At 71.9% G+C, this 19,933-nt stretch carries 15 protein-coding genes, 3 tRNA genes and 1 pseudogene; 12 read left to right on the top strand and 7 right to left on the bottom strand.

Annotation, left to right across the window (positions count from 1 at the left end; translation table 11 throughout):
* Positions 1-166: 166 nt before the first annotated feature.
* Positions 167-1,216: an SSI family serine proteinase inhibitor gene (locus CFW40_RS38705; protein ID WP_306427436.1), complete on the bottom strand. Its 1,050-nt coding sequence runs from the start codon at positions 1,214-1,216 to the stop codon at positions 167-169.
* 165 nt (positions 1,217-1,381) lie between these two features.
* Here CFW40_RS38705 and CFW40_RS18555 point away from each other — a divergent pair.
* Positions 1,382-1,472, top strand: a tRNA-Ser gene (locus CFW40_RS18555).
* A 177-nt stretch (positions 1,473-1,649) separates the two neighbouring features.
* Here the strand turns inward: CFW40_RS18555 and CFW40_RS38950 are convergent.
* On the bottom strand, positions 1,650-1,895 hold the full coding sequence (locus CFW40_RS38950; protein WP_371127286.1) for a hypothetical protein: 246 nt from the start codon (positions 1,893-1,895) through the stop codon (positions 1,650-1,652).
* Positions 1,896-2,156: 261 nt separating this feature from the next.
* On the opposite strand from CFW40_RS38950, the gene CFW40_RS18565 reads away from it, so the two are divergent.
* Positions 2,157-2,229, top strand: a tRNA-Arg gene (locus CFW40_RS18565).
* Positions 2,230-2,613: 384 nt separating this feature from the next.
* Here the strand turns inward: CFW40_RS18565 and CFW40_RS18570 are convergent.
* Positions 2,614-3,288, bottom strand: a complete 675-nt coding sequence (locus CFW40_RS18570; RefSeq protein ID WP_088798955.1) for a hypothetical protein — start codon at positions 3,286-3,288, stop codon at positions 2,614-2,616.
* Positions 3,289-3,446: 158 nt separating this feature from the next.
* Between CFW40_RS18570 and CFW40_RS18575 the strand changes: the two genes are divergently transcribed.
* Positions 3,447-3,520 (top strand) — tRNA-Met (locus CFW40_RS18575).
* Between the two features lie 101 nt (positions 3,521-3,621).
* Here the strand turns inward: CFW40_RS18575 and CFW40_RS18580 are convergent.
* On the bottom strand, positions 3,622-4,413 hold the full coding sequence (locus CFW40_RS18580) for an NAD(P)H-dependent oxidoreductase (protein WP_088798956.1): 792 nt from the start codon (positions 4,411-4,413) through the stop codon (positions 3,622-3,624).
* A gap of 44 nt (positions 4,414-4,457) precedes the next feature.
* On the opposite strand from CFW40_RS18580, the gene CFW40_RS18585 reads away from it, so the two are divergent.
* The 3 genes from CFW40_RS18585 to CFW40_RS18595 all read left to right on the top strand — a co-directional run bounded on the left by CFW40_RS18585 (position 4,458) and on the right by CFW40_RS18595 (position 8,204).
* Positions 4,458-5,582, top strand: a complete 1,125-nt coding sequence (locus CFW40_RS18585) for a GlxA family transcriptional regulator (RefSeq protein WP_371127285.1) — start codon at positions 4,458-4,460, stop codon at positions 5,580-5,582.
* Positions 5,583-5,710: 128 nt separating this feature from the next.
* A complete protein-coding gene (locus CFW40_RS18590) occupies positions 5,711-6,811 on the top strand; it encodes a DUF2797 domain-containing protein (protein ID WP_256331406.1) in 1,101 nt (366 codons plus the stop codon).
* Positions 6,812-7,328: 517 nt separating this feature from the next.
* Positions 7,329-8,204 (top strand): amidohydrolase family protein, encoded by an 876-nt coding sequence (locus CFW40_RS18595; RefSeq protein ID WP_088798959.1) that lies wholly within the window; start codon positions 7,329-7,331, stop codon positions 8,202-8,204.
* A gap of 85 nt (positions 8,205-8,289) precedes the next feature.
* On the opposite strand, the gene CFW40_RS18605 is transcribed toward CFW40_RS18595, so the two are convergent.
* Positions 8,290-8,922 (bottom strand): NADPH-dependent FMN reductase, encoded by a 633-nt coding sequence (locus CFW40_RS18605; protein WP_256331405.1) that lies wholly within the window; start codon positions 8,920-8,922, stop codon positions 8,290-8,292.
* A gap of 298 nt (positions 8,923-9,220) precedes the next feature.
* Between CFW40_RS18605 and CFW40_RS18610 the strand changes: the two genes are divergently transcribed.
* The 6 genes and pseudogenes from CFW40_RS18610 (at position 9,221) to CFW40_RS18635 (ending at position 18,072) form a co-directional block, all read left to right on the top strand.
* Complete coding sequence (locus CFW40_RS18610) at positions 9,221-10,012, top strand: response regulator transcription factor (RefSeq protein ID WP_305532198.1); 792 nt, start codon at positions 9,221-9,223, stop codon at positions 10,010-10,012.
* Positions 10,013-10,349: 337 nt separating this feature from the next.
* Complete coding sequence (locus tag CFW40_RS18615; RefSeq protein WP_088798962.1) at positions 10,350-11,876, top strand: cell wall metabolism sensor histidine kinase WalK; 1,527 nt, start codon at positions 10,350-10,352, stop codon at positions 11,874-11,876.
* A 92-nt stretch (positions 11,877-11,968) separates the two neighbouring features.
* Positions 11,969-13,300, top strand: coding sequence for a dolichyl-phosphate beta-glucosyltransferase (locus CFW40_RS18620; RefSeq protein WP_088798963.1), 1,332 nt, complete (start codon positions 11,969-11,971; stop codon positions 13,298-13,300).
* Positions 13,297-15,621, top strand: a complete 2,325-nt coding sequence (locus tag CFW40_RS18625) for a glycosyltransferase family 39 protein (protein ID WP_088798964.1) — start codon at positions 13,297-13,299, stop codon at positions 15,619-15,621. The genes CFW40_RS18620 and CFW40_RS18625 overlap by 4 nt, the downstream gene beginning before the upstream one ends.
* Positions 15,622-15,760: 139 nt before the next feature.
* A pseudogene (locus tag CFW40_RS18630) lies at positions 15,761-17,096 on the top strand (MFS transporter).
* 190 nt (positions 17,097-17,286) lie between these two features.
* Positions 17,287-18,072, top strand: coding sequence for a TetR/AcrR family transcriptional regulator (locus tag CFW40_RS18635; protein ID WP_088798965.1), 786 nt, complete (start codon positions 17,287-17,289; stop codon positions 18,070-18,072).
* An 89-nt stretch (positions 18,073-18,161) separates the two neighbouring features.
* On the opposite strand, the gene CFW40_RS18640 is transcribed toward CFW40_RS18635, so the two are convergent.
* Together CFW40_RS18640 and CFW40_RS18645 are read right to left on the bottom strand one after the other, a co-directional pair.
* Positions 18,162-18,779, bottom strand: a complete 618-nt coding sequence (locus CFW40_RS18640; RefSeq protein ID WP_088798966.1) for a hypothetical protein — start codon at positions 18,777-18,779, stop codon at positions 18,162-18,164.
* Between the two features lie 202 nt (positions 18,780-18,981).
* On the bottom strand, positions 18,982-19,824 hold the full coding sequence (locus tag CFW40_RS18645) for a YceI family protein (protein WP_088798967.1): 843 nt from the start codon (positions 19,822-19,824) through the stop codon (positions 18,982-18,984).
* Positions 19,825-19,933: the final 109 nt, after the last annotated feature.

Consider the following 19,933-nt stretch of genomic DNA (forward strand, 5'->3'; position numbering starts at 1 on the left):
CCTTGCCGACCCACCGTGGCGGATCGCTGGAATGGAGTCTACGGGCACTTGCCCCAGGCGCGGAGGCGGATGACGAGGAGGTAATGCCACGGGCTTGTGCGACTCACCGCACGCCCGACATGTGCCCCTCGTCCTGACCTGGCGCGCTACTACGGCACGAACCGGGTCAGGAACTGGTCGACGGGAGCAGGGGTTCGAACCGGCCCCAGCGGCTGATCTCACACCCATTGGTGCGCCGGAAATCCGCGTTGACGGGGCGCCCCGCCCAGGTCCCGGTGACATGCGCGGTGGCCGGGCCGCCGTACATCATCGTGCAGTTCACGCCCTGCGGTACGGGTGCGAACGGGTCTTTGCCCCACTTCGTCATCCCGTCCAGCTTGGCGCAGGCGCCCTTGATGTGACGGTGGTTGCCGCCGCCCGGGTGGCAGTACAGCTCGAAGGTGCCGTTGCCGGCCGCCGAACCGGAGTCGTGGACGGTGACGGTGAGGTGGTCGGCGGGGGTACGGCGGTAAACCGGTGCGCCGTGGCCGGGGGGCGTGCTGCGGCCGGGAGACGTGCTGCGGCCGGGGGATGCGTCGTGGCCGAGGGGTGCGTTGTGGCCGGTGGGTGTGCTGTGGCCGAGGAGCGTGTCGTGGCCGGCGGTGGTGCCATGGTCAGCGGTGGTGCCGTGGTCAGCGGGGGCGCCGTGGTCGGTGGTGGTGCCGTGGCCGAGAAGTGCGCCGTGACGAACGGGAGCGGGGATGCGGTGATCTTCGGGTCCCTCGTGCCCGGCCGGTGTGCGCTGACCGAGGGGCGCGTCGTGACCGGCAGGCGTGCGGTGATCGAGAGGCGCGTCGTCTTCCACGGGTCTGCCGTGATCAACGGGTCTGCCGTGCTGGGTGCGGCCGTGCTGAGCGGCGGCCGTACGGTGCCCCACGCCCTTGATCCCGCCCCCGGACCAGTGGTGCCGCAACGGGATCGGGGCGGCCGACGCGGCGGGCACCGCCAGGACCAGCGCAGCGCTGACGGAGACGACGGACACGGCGGCGGTGGCGGAGACGCGGCCCGCGGCGGCCGTGGTGGCGGTCAGGCGGGTCACGGCCGTGGTGGCGGCGCTGGCGGCCGCGGCGAAGAGGGAGGACGTCCGGCGGTGCGGCATCACGGGCTCCAGGGAGGCGAGTGCGAGGCGGTACGCGGTACGTACACGCCGGGGGCGCACGACGACGCGAGCCGCCACGGGCCCCGACACCTCTAACGCGCTGCCGCCCCCGACGTTGCGCTGCAGGAACGTCTTTGCCCGCCGGCCCGCGCGCCTAGTACCGTAGGGGGCGATTGGTGACAGCCCTGGGGGCTGTGCCATCATCTGGACACACCACAGCGTGCCTGCACGCGTGGGGTGTGTGGAGGCGTCGCCTAGTCCGGTCTATGGCGCCGCACTGCTAATGCGGTTTGGGGCTTACCCCCCATCGAGGGTTCAAATCCCTCCGCCTCCGCTCTTCTTCGTTCAGGCCCCGGTCCCCACCGACCGGGGCCTGAACGCTTTTCCGCGCCCCGAAGCGATCTTCAGTCCCCCCGCGAAGCGATTTCCCCCCGCAGACGCACTCCACTCCCCGCGCCAGCGGAGTGATCTTTCCTCCCTCCCCCTGCGGCCCCTTCACGCGGCACCCGGGTCACCCGCCGGAGGGATCGACGCCAGCCACGCCCGCCGCGTCTACCTTTTCGGCGCCCACCACGGCCGCCGGCACGGCCTGGCCTTCGACCCGGAGCTGCTGTACGAAGTGGCGCTCGTCACAGCCGACGTCGAACTCGACGTCCTCGGCATCGGCTACGACACCTTCCCCCTGGAAACCCGCGAGGCCGTCACCGCCGCCCACCCGCGCCCTGACTTCAAGCGCCGCATCCTCCACGCCTTCCACGCGGCCTGGCCCACCGCCCCCAGGCCACCTTCGGCAAGGTGAAGGCGGATCTCCTGGACCGCTCCGAAGAGGGCTACACCCGCCCGAACTTCGCCCGGATCATCGAGGGCACCCCCTGGCCCGATTAACCCCCCGAACCTCCCCAGAGGCGCGTTTCCGCAGGTCAGAGGTGCTGCGAGCAATGGATTTCGCCTCACGGCGCAGGTCATGTAATGTTGTTCCCGCAACGCCGACCGGCAAGAAAAACCGCCGGAAAGCCAAGCGCTCGTAGCTTAACGGATAGAGCATCTGACTACGGATCAGAAGGTTGCAGGTTCGAATCCTGCCGAGCGCACAGCAGACCAAAGCCCCCGCCGGGTCACCCGGACGGGGGCTTTGTCGTGCCGGTCTTGAAGTCGCCGGTTCGAACTCGATCGGCTGGCCCCGTGGCTACGGACTCAAGCGAGTACGGCAAGGCGATCCCGTTGCCGGCAGCCCATCCGGGGGGAAGAGCGAGCGGGCTCTTGACCGGATCCAGGCCACTCATGCCGGCCGGTCGTTCGCGACTGTTCGGCAAGCCCTGGTCGAGGCGCTGGACGATGAAGGCGCCCAACGGGTCGTACCGCAGGTCATTGATGAATGCGCCCGGCGGATTTCTGAGGGGCCGGGCCACCTCTCGCTCTGACCTCCGCGCATGTGCAGCTCGGGTCGGTTGGGCGGCGGAGGGGAGCCGGGGGCTTCAGCGGGGTGGGAGGTCGATGAGGTCGGTGAGGTGGTGGCGGACGTGGGTGGCGGTTTGGGAGGCGTTGAGGTGGGATGCGTCCACGGTGAGGACGTGCCATGGGGTGGTGGCCAGGAGGCGGCGGGTCAGGGCGGTTTCGTGGCGTAGGTGGGTGGCGGCCGAGGTGAGGTCGTGGACGGAGCGGGTGCCGGGGGAGGCCGCGAGTTTGCTGACGTACCAGTTGGCCCAGGCGGGGCCCTCGCGGGTGAGGGCTCGGTGGAGGGCGGTCGAGGGGTCGTCGTGCAGGTAGACCACGGTCACCTGGGTCGGTTCCACGGCGGTGGTCAGCTCGTGCAGGACCTGCGTGATGGAGGGCTCGTCGTGGCCCCAGGCCACCAGGGAGGGGATGAAGGGGAGCAGGGCGTCGGTGACCAGGACGTCGATGCCGGCGGCGCGGGATTCGGCGAGGTGGGCGCGGGTGGATTCGATCAAGGTCTCGGGGCGGACGCTGTTGTTGCCGTCAGCGAACTCTTCGGCCACGGGGCGGAAGGCGGGGCGGGTGAGGATGTCGGCCTCTTGGAAGTGGTCGACCGTCGCTCCGGTGTCCTTCAGCCAGGCGGCCAGGTGGCGGCAGAGGGTCGACTTTCCGACGCCCGGGCTGTTGCCGATGACTGCTATCAGGTGCTTCGTCATGGCGGCAGCCTTGCATGGGGGGAGAGGGTGGCGTCTGTTTTCTGCCTCAACTTGGTTGTTGCGGTGGTGAGTTGAGTGGAGGGGGCATGGGCGCGGGAGGGCGGCGGAGGAAACGATTAGGCATTGGCGGGGGAGTGGCGTAATGTTCAGTTCACCGACGCGGGGTGGAGCAGCTCGGTAGCTCGCTGGGCTCATAACCCAGAGGTCGCAGGTTCAAATCCTGTCCCCGCTACTGATAGCCGCAGGCCCAGTGGAATTTTCTTCCGCTGGGCCTGCGGCTTTTGTGCGTTCGGGTTCGGGTTCGGGTTCGGGCGCGGGCCTGGGGAGTACGGGTCAGTCGTGGGCCGGTGGGGGTGGGGTCGTGTAGTGGGCGGCCGGGCCGGCGTGGGGGTGGGCCAGGGCGGGGTGGAGGAGCAGGTCGTCGTCGTAGTCGCCGTTGTTCTGGTGGCGGAAGGGCAGCGGCTCGGTGGTGGGGAGGGTGTGGAGGCGCTTGCGCAGGCGGGTGGCGGCGGTCGCGTAGGCGGTGGGGGTGGTGCGGTCCGCGCCGGGGATCAGGAGGGGTGGGACGACGGAGATCCCGGTGTACCAGAGGGTGCCGTGCTGGAGGGGGAAGAGGAGGTCGTTGAGGTCTCCGTTGACGCCGCGCGGCCCGAGGGTGGCGGCGCGGGCGCCGGCGGTGGTGAGGACCATGGCGCGCTTGCCGGTGAGTCTGCCGTCGCCGTAGCGCTGGGGGCGGCCGGTGGCGGGGTCGGTGAGGCCGAAGGCGAAGCCCTTGACGAAGACGCGGTCGAACCAGCCCTTGAGGATGGCCGGCATGCCGTACCACCAGAGCGGAAACTGGATGATCAGCGTGTCCGCCCAGATGAGTTTCTGCTGCTCGGCTTCGATGTCGGGGCTCAAGTGGCCGTTGGCGTGGGCGCGTTCCGAGGCCGTGCCGATCAGGAGGCGGTCGGCCGGGTCATGGCCGTAATCGGCGGCGTCGACCACCGGGTTCCACTTCATGGCGTAGAGGTCGGAGACGCGGTACTGGTGGCCGTGGTCGTCGAGGGTGCGCAGCCCTTCGGCCAGGAGGGCACAGCTCAAGGAGCGCTGGTCGGGGTGGGCGAACAGCCAGAGGACCTTCATGTCCTCCACTGTCCCGGGAGCGTGGGCGGCATACGAGTGGCCCGATGGCCATGGTGTGCAAGGATCGGGCCATGGGTGGCGCGATGGAGAGCGGTAGGCGCAGTGGTGGTGGCAGCCGTGGAGGTGGCGGCAGTAGTGGGGGTGGGAAGGTGCGGGCCGTTCCCGGGGGTGGACGGAGGCATCGGGTGGCGGTGCTGGTGCGGGACGGGATGCTGCCGATCGAGGTCGGGATCGTGCACCGGATCTTCGGGGAGGCCCGGTCGGCGGGTGGGGAGCGGCTGTACGAGCTGGTGACCTGCGCCTTGGAGCCGGGGGAGGTGCGTACGGACACGGATTTCACGGTGAATGTCGCACACGGTCCCCAGGCGCTGGCGGCGGCCGACACCGTGGTCGTGCCGGCGTCCGGGGCGGATTACGGGTGGGGGGAGGGCGGAACTACGGGGCGGCTGAGTCCGGCGATGGCCGCGGCGCTGGGCCGGATCCGGCCCGGGACCCGGATCGCGTCGATCTGTACGGGGGCGTTCGTGCTGGCCGCGGCCGGGTTGCTGGACGGGCGGCGGGCGACCACGCACTGGCGGTCGGTGGAGGACTTCCGGCAGTTGTTCCCGGCGGTCGAGCTGGATGCGGATGTGCTGTACACGGATGAGGGGGAAGTGCTGACCGCGGCGGGGGTCGCCTCCGGGATCGATCTGTGTCTGCACATGGTCCGGTGCGATCACGGGGCGGCGGTGGCCAACGATGTGGCGCGGCGGACGGTCGTGCCGCCGCACCGGGAGGGCGGGCAGGCGCAGTACATCCGGCGGCCGGTGCCGGAGCCTCGGGAGGCCTCCACGGGGGTGGCGAGGGCTTGGGCGCTGGAACATCTGGACCGGCCGCTGAGCCTGCGGGAGCTGGCGGCGCGCGAGTCGATGAGCGTACGGACCTTCACCCGGCGGTTCCGGGACGAGGTCGGGGTGTCGCCGCTCCAGTGGCTGACGCAGCAACGGATCGAGCGCGCACGGCAGTTGCTGGAGGAGACGGAGCTCACGGTGGACCGGATCGCGGCGGAGGCGGGCTTCGGGACGGCGGCCTCGCTGCGGATGCATCTGCAGGCGGCGTTGGGGGTGTCGCCGCGGGCCTATCGGAGGACGTTCCGGGGGCTGGGGGGCGCGGACGAGGGCGGGGCCTGAGGCGGGTCGGGCACGGAGCGGGGGAGGGGACGGGGTGGTGGTGTGAGGCCCGACGGCGGGGTGTGGGCCGAGGCCCGTCGGTGACTGGGGGCGGGGGCGTTGTCAGTGGGTGGTCGTACGCTGGCGGTGTGTGGCGATGTACGGGACCGCGCTGGTCAGGTGGCGGGCCGGGGCCGGGGCCGGAGGGGCGGTTCGGGCAGCGGCTCGGCTGGTACTGCGCCGAGCGGAGCGAGGAGCGGGTGAGCATGCTCCCCGCGGGTAAGGTGCTGGCGTTCGCCGCGCAGGGGGAGCGGCGCTGCCTGGGCGTACGGCGGGGCGCACGCCGGATCGTGTGCCCGTACGGTGCGGTGCTCGACGGGGCGAGTGCCAAGGACCAGTGCGCCCGGTGCGCCCAGTTGGACCGGTCGCGTTCGGTGGCCGCGGACACCATGGCCGATGATCCGCGCCCCTACGGCGTCTACCTGGCGTACTTCGGTCCCGGAATGCTCAAGGTGGGGATCACGGCCGTCGAGCGCGGCCCGGCCCGGCTGGTGGAGCAGGGGGCGGTGGCGTACGCCTGGCTGGGGCGCGGGCCCCTGATGGCGGCGCGGCGGGCGGAGGCGCTGCTGGGGAGCGCGCTGGGGGTGCCCGACCGGTTCGGGAAGGCGGCGAAACGGGCGGCTCGTGGGGCGCTGCCCCCGGTGCCGGAACGGGCCGCCGAGCTGGCTCAACTGCACGGGGCGGCACGGAGGTTGCCGGGCTGGCCGGAGACGCTTCAGCCGTTGGAGTTCGCCTGTGCGGACCATACGGAGCTGTTCGGGCTCGACCGTATTCCGGGGGTGGTGGCGGAGCTGGGCGGGATGACGTCCGGGGAGGAGATCGTGGGGGAGGTGCTGACCGGGGTGGGGCCCGATGTGTATCTGCGGCTGGTGGGGGATGGGGATGGGGACGAGGAGGAGGGCGGGGGTGAGGTGGCAGGGGCCGCTGGAGTGGGCCGGGGGGCTGTGTCCGGCGTGGTCGGTGGGGTGGCCGGCCGGGGTGGTGCGGCCAGCGGGACCGGCGGGGCGAGCACGGCCGGTGGGGCGAGCACGGCCGGTGGGGTGGTTGCCGTGATGGATGCGCGGGTGTTGTCGGGGTGGGTGCTGGGGGCGGCAGCGGGGCGGGTAACGACGGTGCCGGTGCGGGCCGTGGGCTCCGGGACGGGGGAGCGGGAGGGGGAGGAGAAGGGGCGTCAGGAGGGGTTGTTCTGAAGGCAGGGGTAGGGGCAGCAGGGGCAGGGGTCCGACTGGGCGGCTGGGCGGGCGGGCCCGCCCAGGCCGAGGCGGGGACTTCAGGGGTGGCGGACGGCGGGAATGTTGCGTCCTTTGGGCTTGCGGGGGCTTGTGGGGGCTCGCGGGGCTTGCGGGGGCTGTGGGGGCTGTGGGGCGTGCGGCAAAGAGGTTGGTGGGGGTTGTTCCGGGCCGGGTGGGGGCGTTTAGATGCTGTGTGCAGGTAGGTCGGGGCGCGGTAGCCGGGGGTGTGGGCTGGGCGCTTTGGGCCGGTCAGCGTGAGTCGTCGGATGGGTGAGTTGGCGTCGGCTGGGCGCGTGTCGCGTGGGCGTTGGTGTGTGCGTCGGCTGGGTGTGCCGTGCCTGCTTGTAGTGGAGGGGCCGGCTCGCGGCGGGGGCGGCGTTCTGCCTGCGGGCGTAGTGGCCGGAACGGTAGCGGTCGGGACCGTAGTGGGCGGTCGGAAACGTAGCGGTCAAAACCGTATGGGGAGGGGCCCGGCGTGGCGGAGGGTGATGAGCGGGTCGGCGCGTTCTGGCGGGAGTTGGGGCTGCCGGGGCTGATCGATGTGCATACGCACTTCATGCCCGAGCGGGTGCTGGCGAAGGTCTGGGCGTACTTCGACGCGGCCGGGCCGCTGGTGGGCCGGGCGTGGCCGATCACGTACCGGTTCGAGGAGGAGGAGCGGCTGGCGGTGCTGCGTGGCTTCGGGGTGCGGGCGTTCACGTCGATGATCTATCCGCACAAGCCGGCTATGGCGCAGTGGCTGAACGGCTGGGCGGCCGACTTCGCCTCCCGTACACCGGACTGCCTGCGGACCGCGACCTTCTTTCCGGAGGACGGCGCCGCGGCGTATGTGCGGGACGAACTGGACGGTGGGGCGCGGGTCTTCAAGGCGCATGTGCAGGTGGGCGGTTACGACCCGACCGATGCACTGCTCGACTCCGTGTGGGGCGCCCTCGCGGAGGCCGGTGTGCCGGTGGTGATCCACTGCGGGTCGGACCCGGCGCCGCGCACACACACCGGGCCCGAGCCGATCGGGCGGCTGCTGGCCCGCCACCCTCGGCTGCGACTGATCATCGCGCACATGGGGATGCCGGAGTACGCCGATTTCCTGGACCTGGCGCAGCGCTATCCGGGTGTACACCTCGATACGACGATGGTCTTCACGGACTTCTCCGAGCGGAGGGCGCCGTTCCCGCGGGCCGAACGCCACCGGCTCACCGACCTCGGCGACCGGGTGCTGTTCGGCAGCGACTTTCCCAACATCCCCTATGGCTACGCCCATGCGCTGGAGGCGCTTGACCGGCTGGAGCTGGGTGAGGAGTGGCTGCGCGGCGTCTGTTACGGGAATGCGGCCCGGTTGTTCGGGGTGTGACCCCTCCTGGCGGCGCTGTATTCCCGGGGTGCTCAGGGGCTTCTGAGCTGTGTACGGGACGGGTTCGGCGGCGCGTTCAGGGCAGCTAGGACGGGCGCGGGGCAGCGGTGGTGGATGCGGGGGCGGCTGCCGGTGTGGCTGCGGGTTCGGATGTGGCTGCGGGTCCGGATTCGGGTTCGGATGCGGCTGTGCCGGTGGCTGCCGCCAGATGGGAGAGGGCCGCGCGTAGTTCGGAGAGGGTGGCCTCGTCCGTCACGCGTTCCGTAGTGGGGTCGATCTTCGGGCTGATGGCGGGGATTTCGCGGCAGGCGGCCTGGATGACCTCGCCGGTCATCATGCGCAGGATCTCGCGGAGCTGGGCGTTGGCGTGGTCGCCGCCGGTGGGGGACGGCGAGGCGGTGATCACCGCGACCGGCTTCGAGACGCATTCGCCGCTGCTGACCAGCCAGTCGAGGGCGTTCTTGAGGACGCCGGGGACGCCGTGCGCGTACTCGGGGCTGACGATGAGCAGGGCGTCGGCCGTCGCGACCTGGGCGCGCAGGGCGGCGACGGGTGCGGTGGGGGTGGCGTCCTCGCCGTCCAGATCGGGGTTGAAGTGCGGGAGGGCGCCGATGTCCGCGGTAGCGGTCGGGCCGTCCCAGAAGGCGAGCGCGGAGCGCAGCACCGCGCCGTTGGAGGAGCGCGCACGCAGACTGCCGGAGAGGGCGAGGAGTCTCATGCGGTGACGGTATAGGGGTTGGTGCCGGGCTGCGAATGTGCTGGTCAGGGCGATTGTCAGTGGGGGGTGCGATGCTGAGGAAGTGGTGATCGACCTGGGCCGCGCGGGGGCGGCCCAGGTCGGTCATGGGCCGCGCGCGGCCTCGCTCGATGGCCTCGGTCAAGGGCCTCGCTCAGTGGCGCCGGACAACGTCCGGGACCCTGGGGAGAGGCCTCGGACGGCGAAGTACGGGGAATTCTCAGGAGATTCACAGAAAGGCGCAAGGGAGCTCTCACGGGGGCGGGTCAGGGTCACGGGCATGACCGTGACTTCGTCGTCCCAAGCGTCGTTTCGTATCCCGGCTACGGGCTCGTCCTCCAGGGGCGCGCCCGAGAAGCAGCCGGCGTTGTCGCGGCCCGACGGCAGTCCGCTGCGGGTGCTGGTCGTGGACGACGAGTCCTCGCTCGCCGACCTGTTGTCCCTCGCCCTGCGTTATGAGGGCTGGGACATCCGCTCGGAAGGGGACGGGGCGGGAGCGCTGCGCTGTGCCCGTAGTTGGCGGCCGGATGCGGTGCTGCTCGATGTGATGCTGCCGGACATGAACGGGCTGACGGTGCTCGGGCGGTTGCGGCGGGAACTGCCGGACGTACCAGTGCTGTTCCTGACCGCCAAGGACGCGGTCGAGGACCGGATCGCCGGGCTGACGGCGGGCGGCGACGACTACGTCACCAAGCCGTTCAGCCTGGAAGAGGTGGTGGCCAGGCTGCGGGGGTTGCTCCGCCGGGCCGGTGCGGCCGCGGCCCGGAGCGAGTCGCGGCTGACGGTGGGCGATCTGGTGCTCGACGAGGACAGTCATGAGGTGTGGCGGGACGGCCAGGAGCTCCATCTCACCGCCACCGAGTTCGAGTTGCTGCGCTATCTGATGCGCAACCCGCGGCGGGTGCTGAGCAAGACCCAGATCCTCGACCGGGTCTGGAGCTACGACTTCGGCGGCCAGGCCAACGTCGTGGAGCTGTACATCTCCTACCTGCGGCGGAAGATCGACGCGGGGCGGACGCCGATGATCCACACCCGGCGCGGCGCGGGCTACCTCATCAAGCCGGGCGGGTAGGCCGGTGCCGCACACGCGAAACCCGGTGGCTGCGAGGCCGACCGGTCCGGATGCGTCGGCCGGTGGCGGTGGCGGTGGCGGTGCCGGTGCCTCGGTTGGTCCGGCTGACCCGGCTGACCCGGCTGACCCGGTTGGTCCGGGTGAACTGGCCGGTTCGGGTCCCTCGGCCGGTCCGGATGCCCCGGTCGGTCCGGACTCGTCGGCCACCCCCGCCACCGCAGCCACTCTCACCACATCAGCCACTCTCACCACCTCAGCCACCCCCGGCACCCCGCGAAAGCCGACCACCCCGGCCACCACCCCCCGCCGCCGTTGGTCACTCCGGACCCGTCTCGTCGTGTCGGCGGTGGCGCTGATCGCTGTCGTCGGGGCCGTCATCGGCACGGTCACGACCATTGCGCTGCACGACTACCTGCAACGGCAGTTGGACCGGCAGCTGCTGGATTTCGCCATCCATGCTCAGCAGCCGCGACGGCATGACCCGCGGCGTATGCCGGGGCTGGATTTCGTGGCGATGGGTGGCCAGCCGCTGAAGACGGTGGGGGCGCGGTTCGGCCACGACGGCACGGCCAATCAGGGTGCCATTCTGAGCAGTGCGACCAACCGGCTGCCCGAGGACCGGCTGTCGCCGTTGTCCGGGGCGCAGGTGGCGGCGCTGAACGTACCGCCGGACGGCAGGCCGCACACCGCCGAGCTGCCCGGCCTCGGCCACTACCGGGTGGTGTCCACCAAGGACGGCTCACTGGCGCTCGGGCTGCCGCTCGGCAATGTGCAGGACACGGTCAGCCAACTGGTGGTCATCGAGGAATGCGTGACGGTCGCCGGGCTGATCGCGGCCGGTATCGCCGGTTCCACCATGGTCGGCATCGCCCTGCGGCCGTTGCGCCGGGTCGCCGCCACCGCCACCCACGTGTCCGAACTCCCCCTTCACCAGGGCGAGGTGGCGCTGCACGTCCGGGTGCCGGCCTCCGAATCGGACGGCCGGACGGAAGTGGGGCAGGTCGGTGCGGCGCTCAACCGGATGCTGGGGCATGTCGGCTCGGCACTCTCGGCCCGCCAGGAGAGCGAGACGCGGGTGCGGCAGTTCGTCGCCGACGCCAGCCATGAGCTGCGTACGCCGCTGGCGTCGATCCGCGGCTATGCCGAGCTGACCCGGCGCGGGCGGGAGCAGCCGGGACCGGAGACCCGGCACGCCCTGGGACGGATCGAGTCGGAGGCGGAGCGGATGACGGGGCTGGTGGAGGACCTGTTGCTGCTCGCCCGGCTCGATTCCGGGCGCCCGCTGTCCTACGAGACCACGGATCTGTCGCCGCTGGTGGTGGACGCCGTCAGCGATGCGCGGGTGGCGGGGCCCGGTCACCGGTGGCGGCTGGAGCTGCCCGATGAGCCCGCGCTGGTCCACGGCGATGGCGGGCGGCTGCACCAGATCTTGGTGAATCTGCTGGCCAACGCCCGTACGCATACGCCCGAGGGCACGACGGTGACGGCCAGGGTGCGCGCTGCCCGTCGTATGGCCGCGCTCCCCGCTGCCGGTGACGGCGCCGGTGCCTCCGTTGCCGTTCATGCGGACGCCCGCTCCGCCGCCGGTGGTGGTCCTGCCGGGCGGCGTGACCTCGTCGCTCGCGTCGTCGAGCTGGAGGTGCAGGACGACGGGCCCGGTATTCCGGCCGCGCTCCTGCCGCATGTCTTCGAGCGGTTCGCGCGGGGCGATGCCTCGCGGTCGCGGGCCGCCGGGAGTACGGGGCTCGGCCTCGCCATCGTGCAGGCGGTGGTTGTCGCGCACGGAGGCACGGTCGGGGTGAGCAGTGTGCCGGGGCGGACGGTCTTCACGGTGCGGCTGCCGACGATGGCGCCTGTCCCGTAGGCACCGGCTGCCCCGGGCACACCGTCCGCCTCACAGCCAGGACACAGGCTCAGCACACCACCGTGACAGCGCGGGCGGCGAATGTCGTAGGCATGACGACGACACAGCCGCCCCGCACACCGCTGGGTTCCCTCCCGCCGCGCGAGCATCTGCGGCTCGGTCAGATCGCGACCGTCCTCGATGTGGTGATCCCGGTCCACAACGAGGAGCGCGACCTGGAGCCCTGTGTGCGGCGGCTGCACGATCACCTCGCCCGCACCTTCCCGTACGGCTTCCGCATCACCATCGCCGACAACGCGAGCACGGACCGTACGCCGGAGGTCGCCGCCCTGCTCGACGACGCGATCGACGAGGTCACGGCGGTACGGCTGGAGCAGAAGGGGCGCGGGCGGGCGCTGCGCACCGTGTGGTCCCTCTCCGAGGCGCCGGTGCTGGCCTATATGGACGTCGATCTGTCCACGGACCTCAACGCGCTGCTGCCACTGGTCGCGCCGCTGATCTCCGGGCACTCGGACCTGGCGATCGGCTCCCGGCTCAGCCGCAGCGCGCGGGTGGTGCGCGGCCCGAAGCGGGAGTTCATCTCGCGGATGTACAACCTCATCCTGCGCGGCTCGCTCGCCGCTCGTTTCTCCGACGCCCAGTGCGGGTTCAAGGCCATCCGCGGCGATGTCGCGGCGCGGCTGCTGCCGATGGTCGAGGACACCGGATGGTTCTTCGACACCGAGATGCTGCTGCTCGCGGAGCGGGCCGGGCTGCGGATCCACGAGGTACCGGTGGACTGGGTCGACGACCCGGACACCACCGTGCAGCTGGTGCGGACGGCCGCCGACGACCTCAGGGGCGTATGGCGGGTGGGGTGGGCGCTGGCGACCGGTGTACTGCCGTTGGACCGGCTCGCCCGGCCGTTCGGGGACGATCCGCGGGACCGTGAGCTGTCCGGGGTGCCGGGCGGCCTGGCCCGTCAGCTGGTCGGGTTCTGTGTCGTCGGCGGCCTCAGCACCCTGCTCTACCTCAGCCTGTATTCGGCCTTCCGGCTCGGTGTGGGGCCCCAAGCGGCCAATGCCGTGGCGTTGTTGCTGTCGGCGCTGGCCAATACGGCCGCCAACCGGCGGCTGACCTTCGGGGTGCGGGGCCGCGACCGGGCCGTGCGGCACCAGGCTCAGGGACTGGTGGTCTTCGCCATCGGGCTGGCGCTGACCAGCGGGTCCCTGGCCGCCCTCGCCGCCGCCGGCGGCGACGCCTCGCACGGCAACGAACTCGCGGTGCTGGTGGCCGCCAACCTCGCGGCGACCGTCCTGCGGTTCCTGCTCTTCCGCGCCTGGGTCTTCCCGGACCGCGAGCGGCGCGACGACGCCGACGGACCGCAGCCACACCCTTCGCGCGATGCGTCCGATCACCACGACCTGACCAGGAGCACTCGATGACCCCGCACCCGCCCGCTACGCCGGCCCAGCCGTCGTACCGGCCCCCGTCCACGCCGCAGGGAGGGCCGCCGGGCCCGGCCGCCGCTTCCCCGGCGGCGCCGGACCCCGGCGCCTCTCCGCGCTGGGCGCGGCCCGCGCTGCTGGCGTTGTTGCTGGTCACAGCCGTGCTCTACCTCTGGAGCCTGTCCGCCTCCGGTTACGCCAACCAGTTCTACTCGGCCGCCGTACAGGCCGGCAGCGAGAGCTGGAAGGCGTTCTTCTTCGGCTCCTCCGACGCGGCGAACTCCATCACCGTCGACAAGCCGCCGGCCGCGCTGTGGCCGATGGCGCTGTCCGTACGGCTCTTCGGGCTCAGTCCGTGGGCGATCCTGGTGCCCGAGGCGCTGATGGGTGTGGCGACGGTCGGGGTGCTCTACGGGGCCGTACGGCGCCGGTTCGGTGCCGGGGCGGGGCTGCTGGCCGGCGGGGCGCTGGCCGTGACGCCGGTCGCGGCACTGATGTTCCGGTTCAACAACCCCGATGCGCTGCTGTGCCTGCTGATGGTCTGCGCGATCGCCGCCGTCCTGCGGGCGCTTGCGGACGGCCGTACGAAGTGGCTGGTGCTGGCCGGTGTCTGCTTCGGTCTGGGGTTTCTCACCAAGACGCTGCAGGCGTGGCTGATCCTGCCGGCCCTCGCCGTCGTCTACGCCTGCTGTGCGCCGGTCGCGCTGCGCCGGCGGCTGGGGCAGCTGCTGCTCGCCGGGCTGGCGATCGTGGTGTCCGGCGGCTGGTGGGTGGCGCTCGTCGAGCTGTGGCCGGCGTCCTCGCGCCCGTACATCGGCGGCTCGCAGCACAACAGCTTCCTGGAGCTGACCTTCGGCTACAACGGCTTCGGGCGGATCAGCGGCAATGAGACCGGCAGCGTCGGCGGGGGCGGCGGCGGTGGTCATGGCGGTGGCCGCTGGGGGCAGACCGGCATCACCCGGCTGTTCTCGTCCGACATGGGCGGGCAGATCTCGTGGCTGCTGCCGGCCGCGCTGATCCTGCTGGTCGCGAGCGTGTGGGTGCTGCGGCGGGCCCGGCGCGCGACCGATGCCGAACAGGCCGGTCAGCGGGCGGAGTTCCTGGTGTGGGGCGGCGCGCTGCTGATGACCTTCGCGATCTTCAGCTTCATGTCCGGGATTTTCCATCAGTACTACAACATCGCACTGGCCCCGTACATCGCGGCGCTGGTCGGGATGGGGGCGACGCTGTGGTGGCGGCGCGGCGGGCGGAGCGCCGCGCTCGTACTGGCCGGGACGGTCGCGGTGACCGCCGGATGGTCGTTCGTGCTGCTGGACCGCTCGCCGGACTGGCTGCCGTGGCTGCGCTGGACGGTGCCGGCCCTCGGAGCGCTGTCGGTGCTGGGGCTGCTGGTGCGGGTCCGGGCGGGAGCCCCTGCGAAGGACGGTGAGCCGGCGCGGAACGGAGAGCCGGCGCGGAACGGTGAGTCGGCGCGGGACGCAGCGCAAGCGCGCGACGCGGCTCAGACGCAGGACGGAGGGCCGGCGAGTCACGGAGCGCCGGAACGCGCCCCGCGGCGGACGGGCCGACGCCTCGCGGTGCTGGCGGGCGGGCTCGGGGTGGCGACGGCGCTGGCCGGTCCGGTCGCGTACACGCTCCAGACGGTCAACACCCCCAAGGGCGGGTCGATCATCACCGCGGGGCCCACGGTGCGCGGCGGCATGGGCGGGCCCGGTGGCCGTTTCCCCGGCGGCGGGCGGCCCGGTATGTGGCGCGGCACGGGTCAGGCCCAGGGCATGGGCGGAGCCCGGGGCAACCCTCAGGGCACCGGTCCGGGCGGCTTCGGTGAACGGGGCGCCGGGCGAACGGGCGGTATGGGCGCTATGGGGGGTCTGCTCAACGGCAGCAAGGTGAGTGCCAAGGCCAAGGCGCTGGTGGAGAAGGATGCGGACCACTACACCTGGGCCGCGGCGGCGATCGGCTCGCAGAACGCCGCGAGCTATCAACTCGCCACCGAGAAGCCGGTGATGGCGATCGGCGGCTTCAACGGGAGCGACCCCTCGCCGACCCTTGACCGGTTCAAGAAGGAGGTAGCGGCGGGGAAGATCCACTACTTCATCGCGGGCGGGGAGGGCGGCCGCGGCGGCCGCGGCGGCCGCGGCGGTCCCGGCGGCGGTCCCGGTGGTTTCGGTGGCGGCGAGGGCGGCCCCGGCGTCGGCAAGGGCGGCCCCGGCGGCGGCCGAGGCGGCTCGTCGAAGATCACTTCTTGGGTGGAGAAGACCTTCAAGAAGGTCACCGTGGGCAGCGCCACCTTCTACGACCTGACACGGAAGGCGTGACCCGCAGGGGCGGGGCCCGGGGGGCACGGCCACGAGACCGGCCCCCGGACCCTGCCCCGGTCAGCCGAAAATCAAATGTACGGCGTATAACACTCCCTGTGCGGTGTAAATCTCCGCTCGCGCCGTACAGGGAGCCCGTATGTCCTCCGTGGCCTTGGACGCCACCACCGCCACTCTTGAGCCACCGGGCCGGCCCGCCGCCCGCTGGCTGATCCTCGCCGTCATCTGCCTCGCCCAGCTGACGGTCGTCCTCGACAACACCGTCCTGAACGTCGCGATCCCCTCCCTCACCGAGGAGCTGGGCGCGACCACCGCCGACGTCCAGTGGATTCTGGAGCTCGGTCAACTCCCTCGGCTTCGCCGCCGGCCCGCTGATCGGCGGTTCGCTGCTCGACCACTTCTGGTGGGGCTCGCTGTTCCTGGTCAATCTGCCCGTCGCGATGCTCGTGCTGGCGGCCGTCGCCGTCCTCGTGCCCGAATCGAGCGGCCGCGGCGGCGCTCTCTCCGCGGCCGGTGCGCCCTCGGCCGGGCGAACCCCCCTCGACCTGCCGGGCGCCCTGCTGTCCATGACCGGCATGGCCGGGGTGGTCTTCGCGATCATCTCCGGGCCGATGTACGGCTGGCTGTCCGGCCGGGTGCTGATCTCCGCGGCCATCGGGGCCGCCGGGCTCGCCCTCTTCGCGCTGTGGGAGCTGCGCGTCCCGCACCCGATGCTCGACCTGCACTTCTTCCGCAACCGCCGGTTCATCGGCGCCGTCTCGGGCGGCATCCTCGTCGCCTTCGGGATGGGCGGCTCGATGTTCCTGCTCACCCAGCATCTCCAACTGGTCCTCGGTTACGGACCGTTGGATGCCGGACTGCGGATGGCGCCGCTCGCCGTCACCGTCATCCTGGTCAACTTCACCGGCCTGAGTGCCCGTCTGATCACCCGTCTCGGCACCCCCGGAATGATCGTTTCGGGCATGTCGCTGCTCGCGGCCGGCCTCGCCGCCGTCTCCCTGCTCGGTGGCGCCGGCTACGGCGGCATGCTGTGCGGCCTGGTCGTGATGGGGGTCGGTGTCGCGTTCGCCATGCCGACGATGGCCAACGCCATCATGTCCGCGATCCCGCCGGCCAAGGCGGGCGTGGGGGCCGGCGTCAACGGCACCCTGATGGAATTCGGCCAGGGCCTCGGCGTCGCCGTCCTCGGTGCGGTCCTCAACTCCCGTTTCGCGGCGCTGCTTCCGGCGGCCGCCGCGGGCGCCGGATCGCTGACCGCCGCGCTCGCCCGGACCCGTACGGGGCCCGAACGGGCCGCCGCGCACGACGCCTTCGCGGCCGGTATCGGCACCGGCCAGCTGGTCGGCGCGGCCGCGGTGTTCCTCGGCGGGCTGCTCGCCGCCGTCCTGCTGCGCCGGGCGGAGCGTACCGGCGGGGGCGCGGAGCGGGCCGCCACGGCTCCCGGTCCGGGGCCGGCCACCGCCGCGGCGGAATAGCATCGGCTCGGCAGGTGCGCGTGAACAGTGCGCACCGGCGGCACGTATGCCTCCATACGTGCCGTCACCACCGACGACACCGATGACCACGCCGACGACGTCACCCATGGCGTCCTCGCATGACGACACCGAAGCCGACCGCGACGACGGCACCACGACGTCGAAGACGCTCGGGACAGGGAGGGGCGCCATGGCAGCGACGGACGACCGCACCGGAAAGCGGCCGAACAGTGTCTGGCTGACCGAACGGCCCCCGCTCAAACGGAAGGCGGAGCAGCCGGCCGCACTCGACCTCGACAAGATCGTCGGGGCGACGGTCCGGCTGCTGGACGCCGACGGCCTGTCGAAGTTCTCGATGCGCAGGCTCGCCGCCGAGCTCGGCGTCACCGCGATGTCCGTCTACTGGTACGTCGACACCAAGGACGACCTGCTGGAACTGGCCGTCGACGCGGTGGTCGGCGAGATGACCCTGCCCGACCCGTCGGACTCCGGTGCCGACTGGCGCGACCAGCTGCGCACGCTCGCCGTCGGCTACCGCGACATGCTGCTGGGCCACCCCTGGGCGGCCCGGCTGCTGGGCGAGTTCCTCAACATCGGCCCGCATGCGACGGCCTTCGCCCACGCCACCCAGCGGGTGATGCGCCGCAGCGGCCTGTCCGCGGACCGCATGTCCGGCGCGCTGGCGTCCCTCTTCCACTTCGTCTACGGCTTCTCGACGATCCGGGCCATGCACGAGGCCCGCTGCCGGGCCGTGGGCATGAGCCTCGACGACTACTTCGAGCAGGTCGTCGCCGCGCTCACCGACCGGCCGGAGTTCGCCGGGCTGCTGGAGCCCGCCACCCGGGCCGACCACCTCCGCCAGGGCCACAGCGCCGTGGACATGCTGAACCGGGACTTCGCCTTCGCCCTCGATCTCCAGATCGCGGGGATCGAGGCGATGCGGGACCGGCCTTCGGGGGCTCCGCCTGGCGCGTGAGGTACGTGGGCACAGGGCGGGGCGGCGGGCACGGCGGGCTGCGTCACCGCCGGCCTCCCCCGTGCCGTCGCCGACTTCGTGACGACGTATCAGCCGGTCGAAGGGCGGCTCCCGCCGCGGTGGCGCAAGAGCGTTTCCTCGAGAAGCTGCTCCACGAGGGAGGGCTTCGCCGTCCCGGAATAGCTCTTGACCAGGGCGCTCATCCGCTGAGCCTCTTCGGTGGTCGGCAGGACACCCACCAGGAGCACCGGTAGTCCCAGACGCCGGACAAGGAGTTCATTGCCGGAAACGCCCTGCGGCCGGCGCACGACCGAGACACTGACCCGGACGGCGTGCTCGTTGCCCGCCGGGACACCCGGCCGGTCCGTCTCGATCGCGGCATAGCGGAATCCGTGAGCCAGGTCGCAGGCGGAGCAGCTGACGGGGCCGCGGCTGAGCCGGTCGCCGCATGCGGAGCAGACCAGTCTGTCGAGCGCGGCATCCACCACCCGCCAGTCGTGACGGTCGGGTTCCGTCGCCACCATCTCGGCGAGCGTGGCCTCCTGGTCCTTGCCGGCGTCCCACCGGTGCAGAAAGGCGGACCATTCGTCTTCCACGATGCGGTCCACCAGCTCGCCGCAGGCGGTACAGCCGGGCGCACCGCTGTACTCATATCCGCTGCAGTGCGCACAGCGGCGTAAAGCCGCCCCGACCTCGGGTCTCGCCATGACTCTCCTCCCGTGGGCGCCGGTGCGGCGGGTGAGCCGGCCGGCGCAGTCGTTGCCCGCTGTCCCGGCGAGTCTCGCCCACCACGACCGACGGGAGAAGTGGTTTACGACCGCCCCGGGTCCGCACGCCACGCTCCGGGTCCGCCCGCCACGCTCCGGGTCCGCACGCCACGCCCGGGACCGCACGCCACGCCCCGGGCCCTCACCCCATCGGCAGGCTCTCCCCCTGCACCGCCTGGATGTCCAGTTCGACCTTCAGGGTGGTGCCGATCGCCGCGATGCCGGCCGCGACGACCTGGTTGTAGTTCATCTTGAAGTCCTCGCGACGCAGCTCCGCGGTGGCGCGGAAGGCGGCGCGCACCCCGCCCCAGGGGTCGGGACCGGTGCCGAGGTAGCTCAGGTCGAGGTCCACCGGGCGGACGACACCGTGCAGCGACAGCTCGCCGTGCACCGTCCAGCGGTCCGGACCCGCCGGTGCCAGGCCCGAGCTGCGGTAGGTGATCTCCGGGAACTCCTCGACGTTCAGGAAGTCTTCGGAGCGCAGGTGCCCGTCGCGCATCCCGTTGCCGGTGTCGATGGACGTGGCCTTGATGGCGGCCTCGACCCGCGAGGCGGCAAGGTCCTCGGCGATCTCGATCTGGCCGCTGAACTCGGTGAACCGGCCGTGCACGCTGGAGATCCCCAGGTGCTGGGCGACCGCGGCCACCGTCGAGTGCATCGGGTCGATGGTCCAGACGCCGGGCGGCGGCAGCTCGGCCCCGCCCTGCCGCGCCAGGACGACGTTGCCGACGTCCATCCGGCCGCTCGCGGTCACGATCGCGCTGGAGGCGACCGGTGCATAGCCGACGGCCGTCACGATGACCGTGTACGGACCGGCGGGCAGCGGCTGTGCGCTGCGGATGGCGCCCTCGTCGTCCGCCGCCGCGCGCAGCACCTGCGCGCCCGTCATATCGGTGACGGTCAGTACGGCGTGCTGGACCGCCCAGCCGTCGCGTGTGCGGATCTGAGCCCTCAGGCCCGCAGCTCCCGCGCCCGTCGAAGTCATTGCCTCTCCTGTTTCCTGCCTGGTCGGGGTCCCTCCGCTCCGGCGACGCCGGGAACGTGGGGGAGTGTCGGGCTCCGGACGGCGGCGTGCAGGCCGTCCCCTGCCTGTG

Origin of the sequence: Streptomyces sp. 2114.4 (genome assembly GCF_900187385.1) — a bacterium.
In the GTDB taxonomy this organism is placed as follows: domain Bacteria; phylum Actinomycetota; class Actinomycetes; order Streptomycetales; family Streptomycetaceae; genus Streptomyces; species Streptomyces mooreae.

Coding starts and splice junctions, on each gene's coding strand:
- CFW40_RS18570 (WP_088798955.1), bottom strand. CDS start 3,288: ATGACGAAGCACCTGATAGCAGTCATCGGCAACAGCCCGGGCGTCGGA.
- CFW40_RS18580 (WP_088798956.1), bottom strand. CDS start 4,413: ATGAAGGTCCTCTGGCTGTTCGCCCACCCCGACCAGCGCTCCTTGAGC.
- CFW40_RS18585 (WP_371127285.1), top strand. CDS start 4,458: ATGGCCATGGTGTGCAAGGATCGGGCCATGGGTGGCGCGATGGAGAGC.
- CFW40_RS18605 (WP_256331405.1), bottom strand. CDS start 8,922: ATGAGACTCCTCGCCCTCTCCGGCAGTCTGCGTGCGCGCTCCTCCAAC.
- CFW40_RS18610 (WP_305532198.1), top strand. CDS start 9,221: ATGACCGTGACTTCGTCGTCCCAAGCGTCGTTTCGTATCCCGGCTACG.
- CFW40_RS18620 (WP_088798963.1), top strand. CDS start 11,969: ATGACGACGACACAGCCGCCCCGCACACCGCTGGGTTCCCTCCCGCCG.
- CFW40_RS18625 (WP_088798964.1), top strand. CDS start 13,297: ATGACCCCGCACCCGCCCGCTACGCCGGCCCAGCCGTCGTACCGGCCC.
- CFW40_RS18635 (WP_088798965.1), top strand. CDS start 17,287: ATGGCAGCGACGGACGACCGCACCGGAAAGCGGCCGAACAGTGTCTGG.
- CFW40_RS18640 (WP_088798966.1), bottom strand. CDS start 18,779: ATGGCGAGACCCGAGGTCGGGGCGGCTTTACGCCGCTGTGCGCACTGC.
- CFW40_RS18645 (WP_088798967.1), bottom strand. CDS start 19,824: ATGACTTCGACGGGCGCGGGAGCTGCGGGCCTGAGGGCTCAGATCCGC.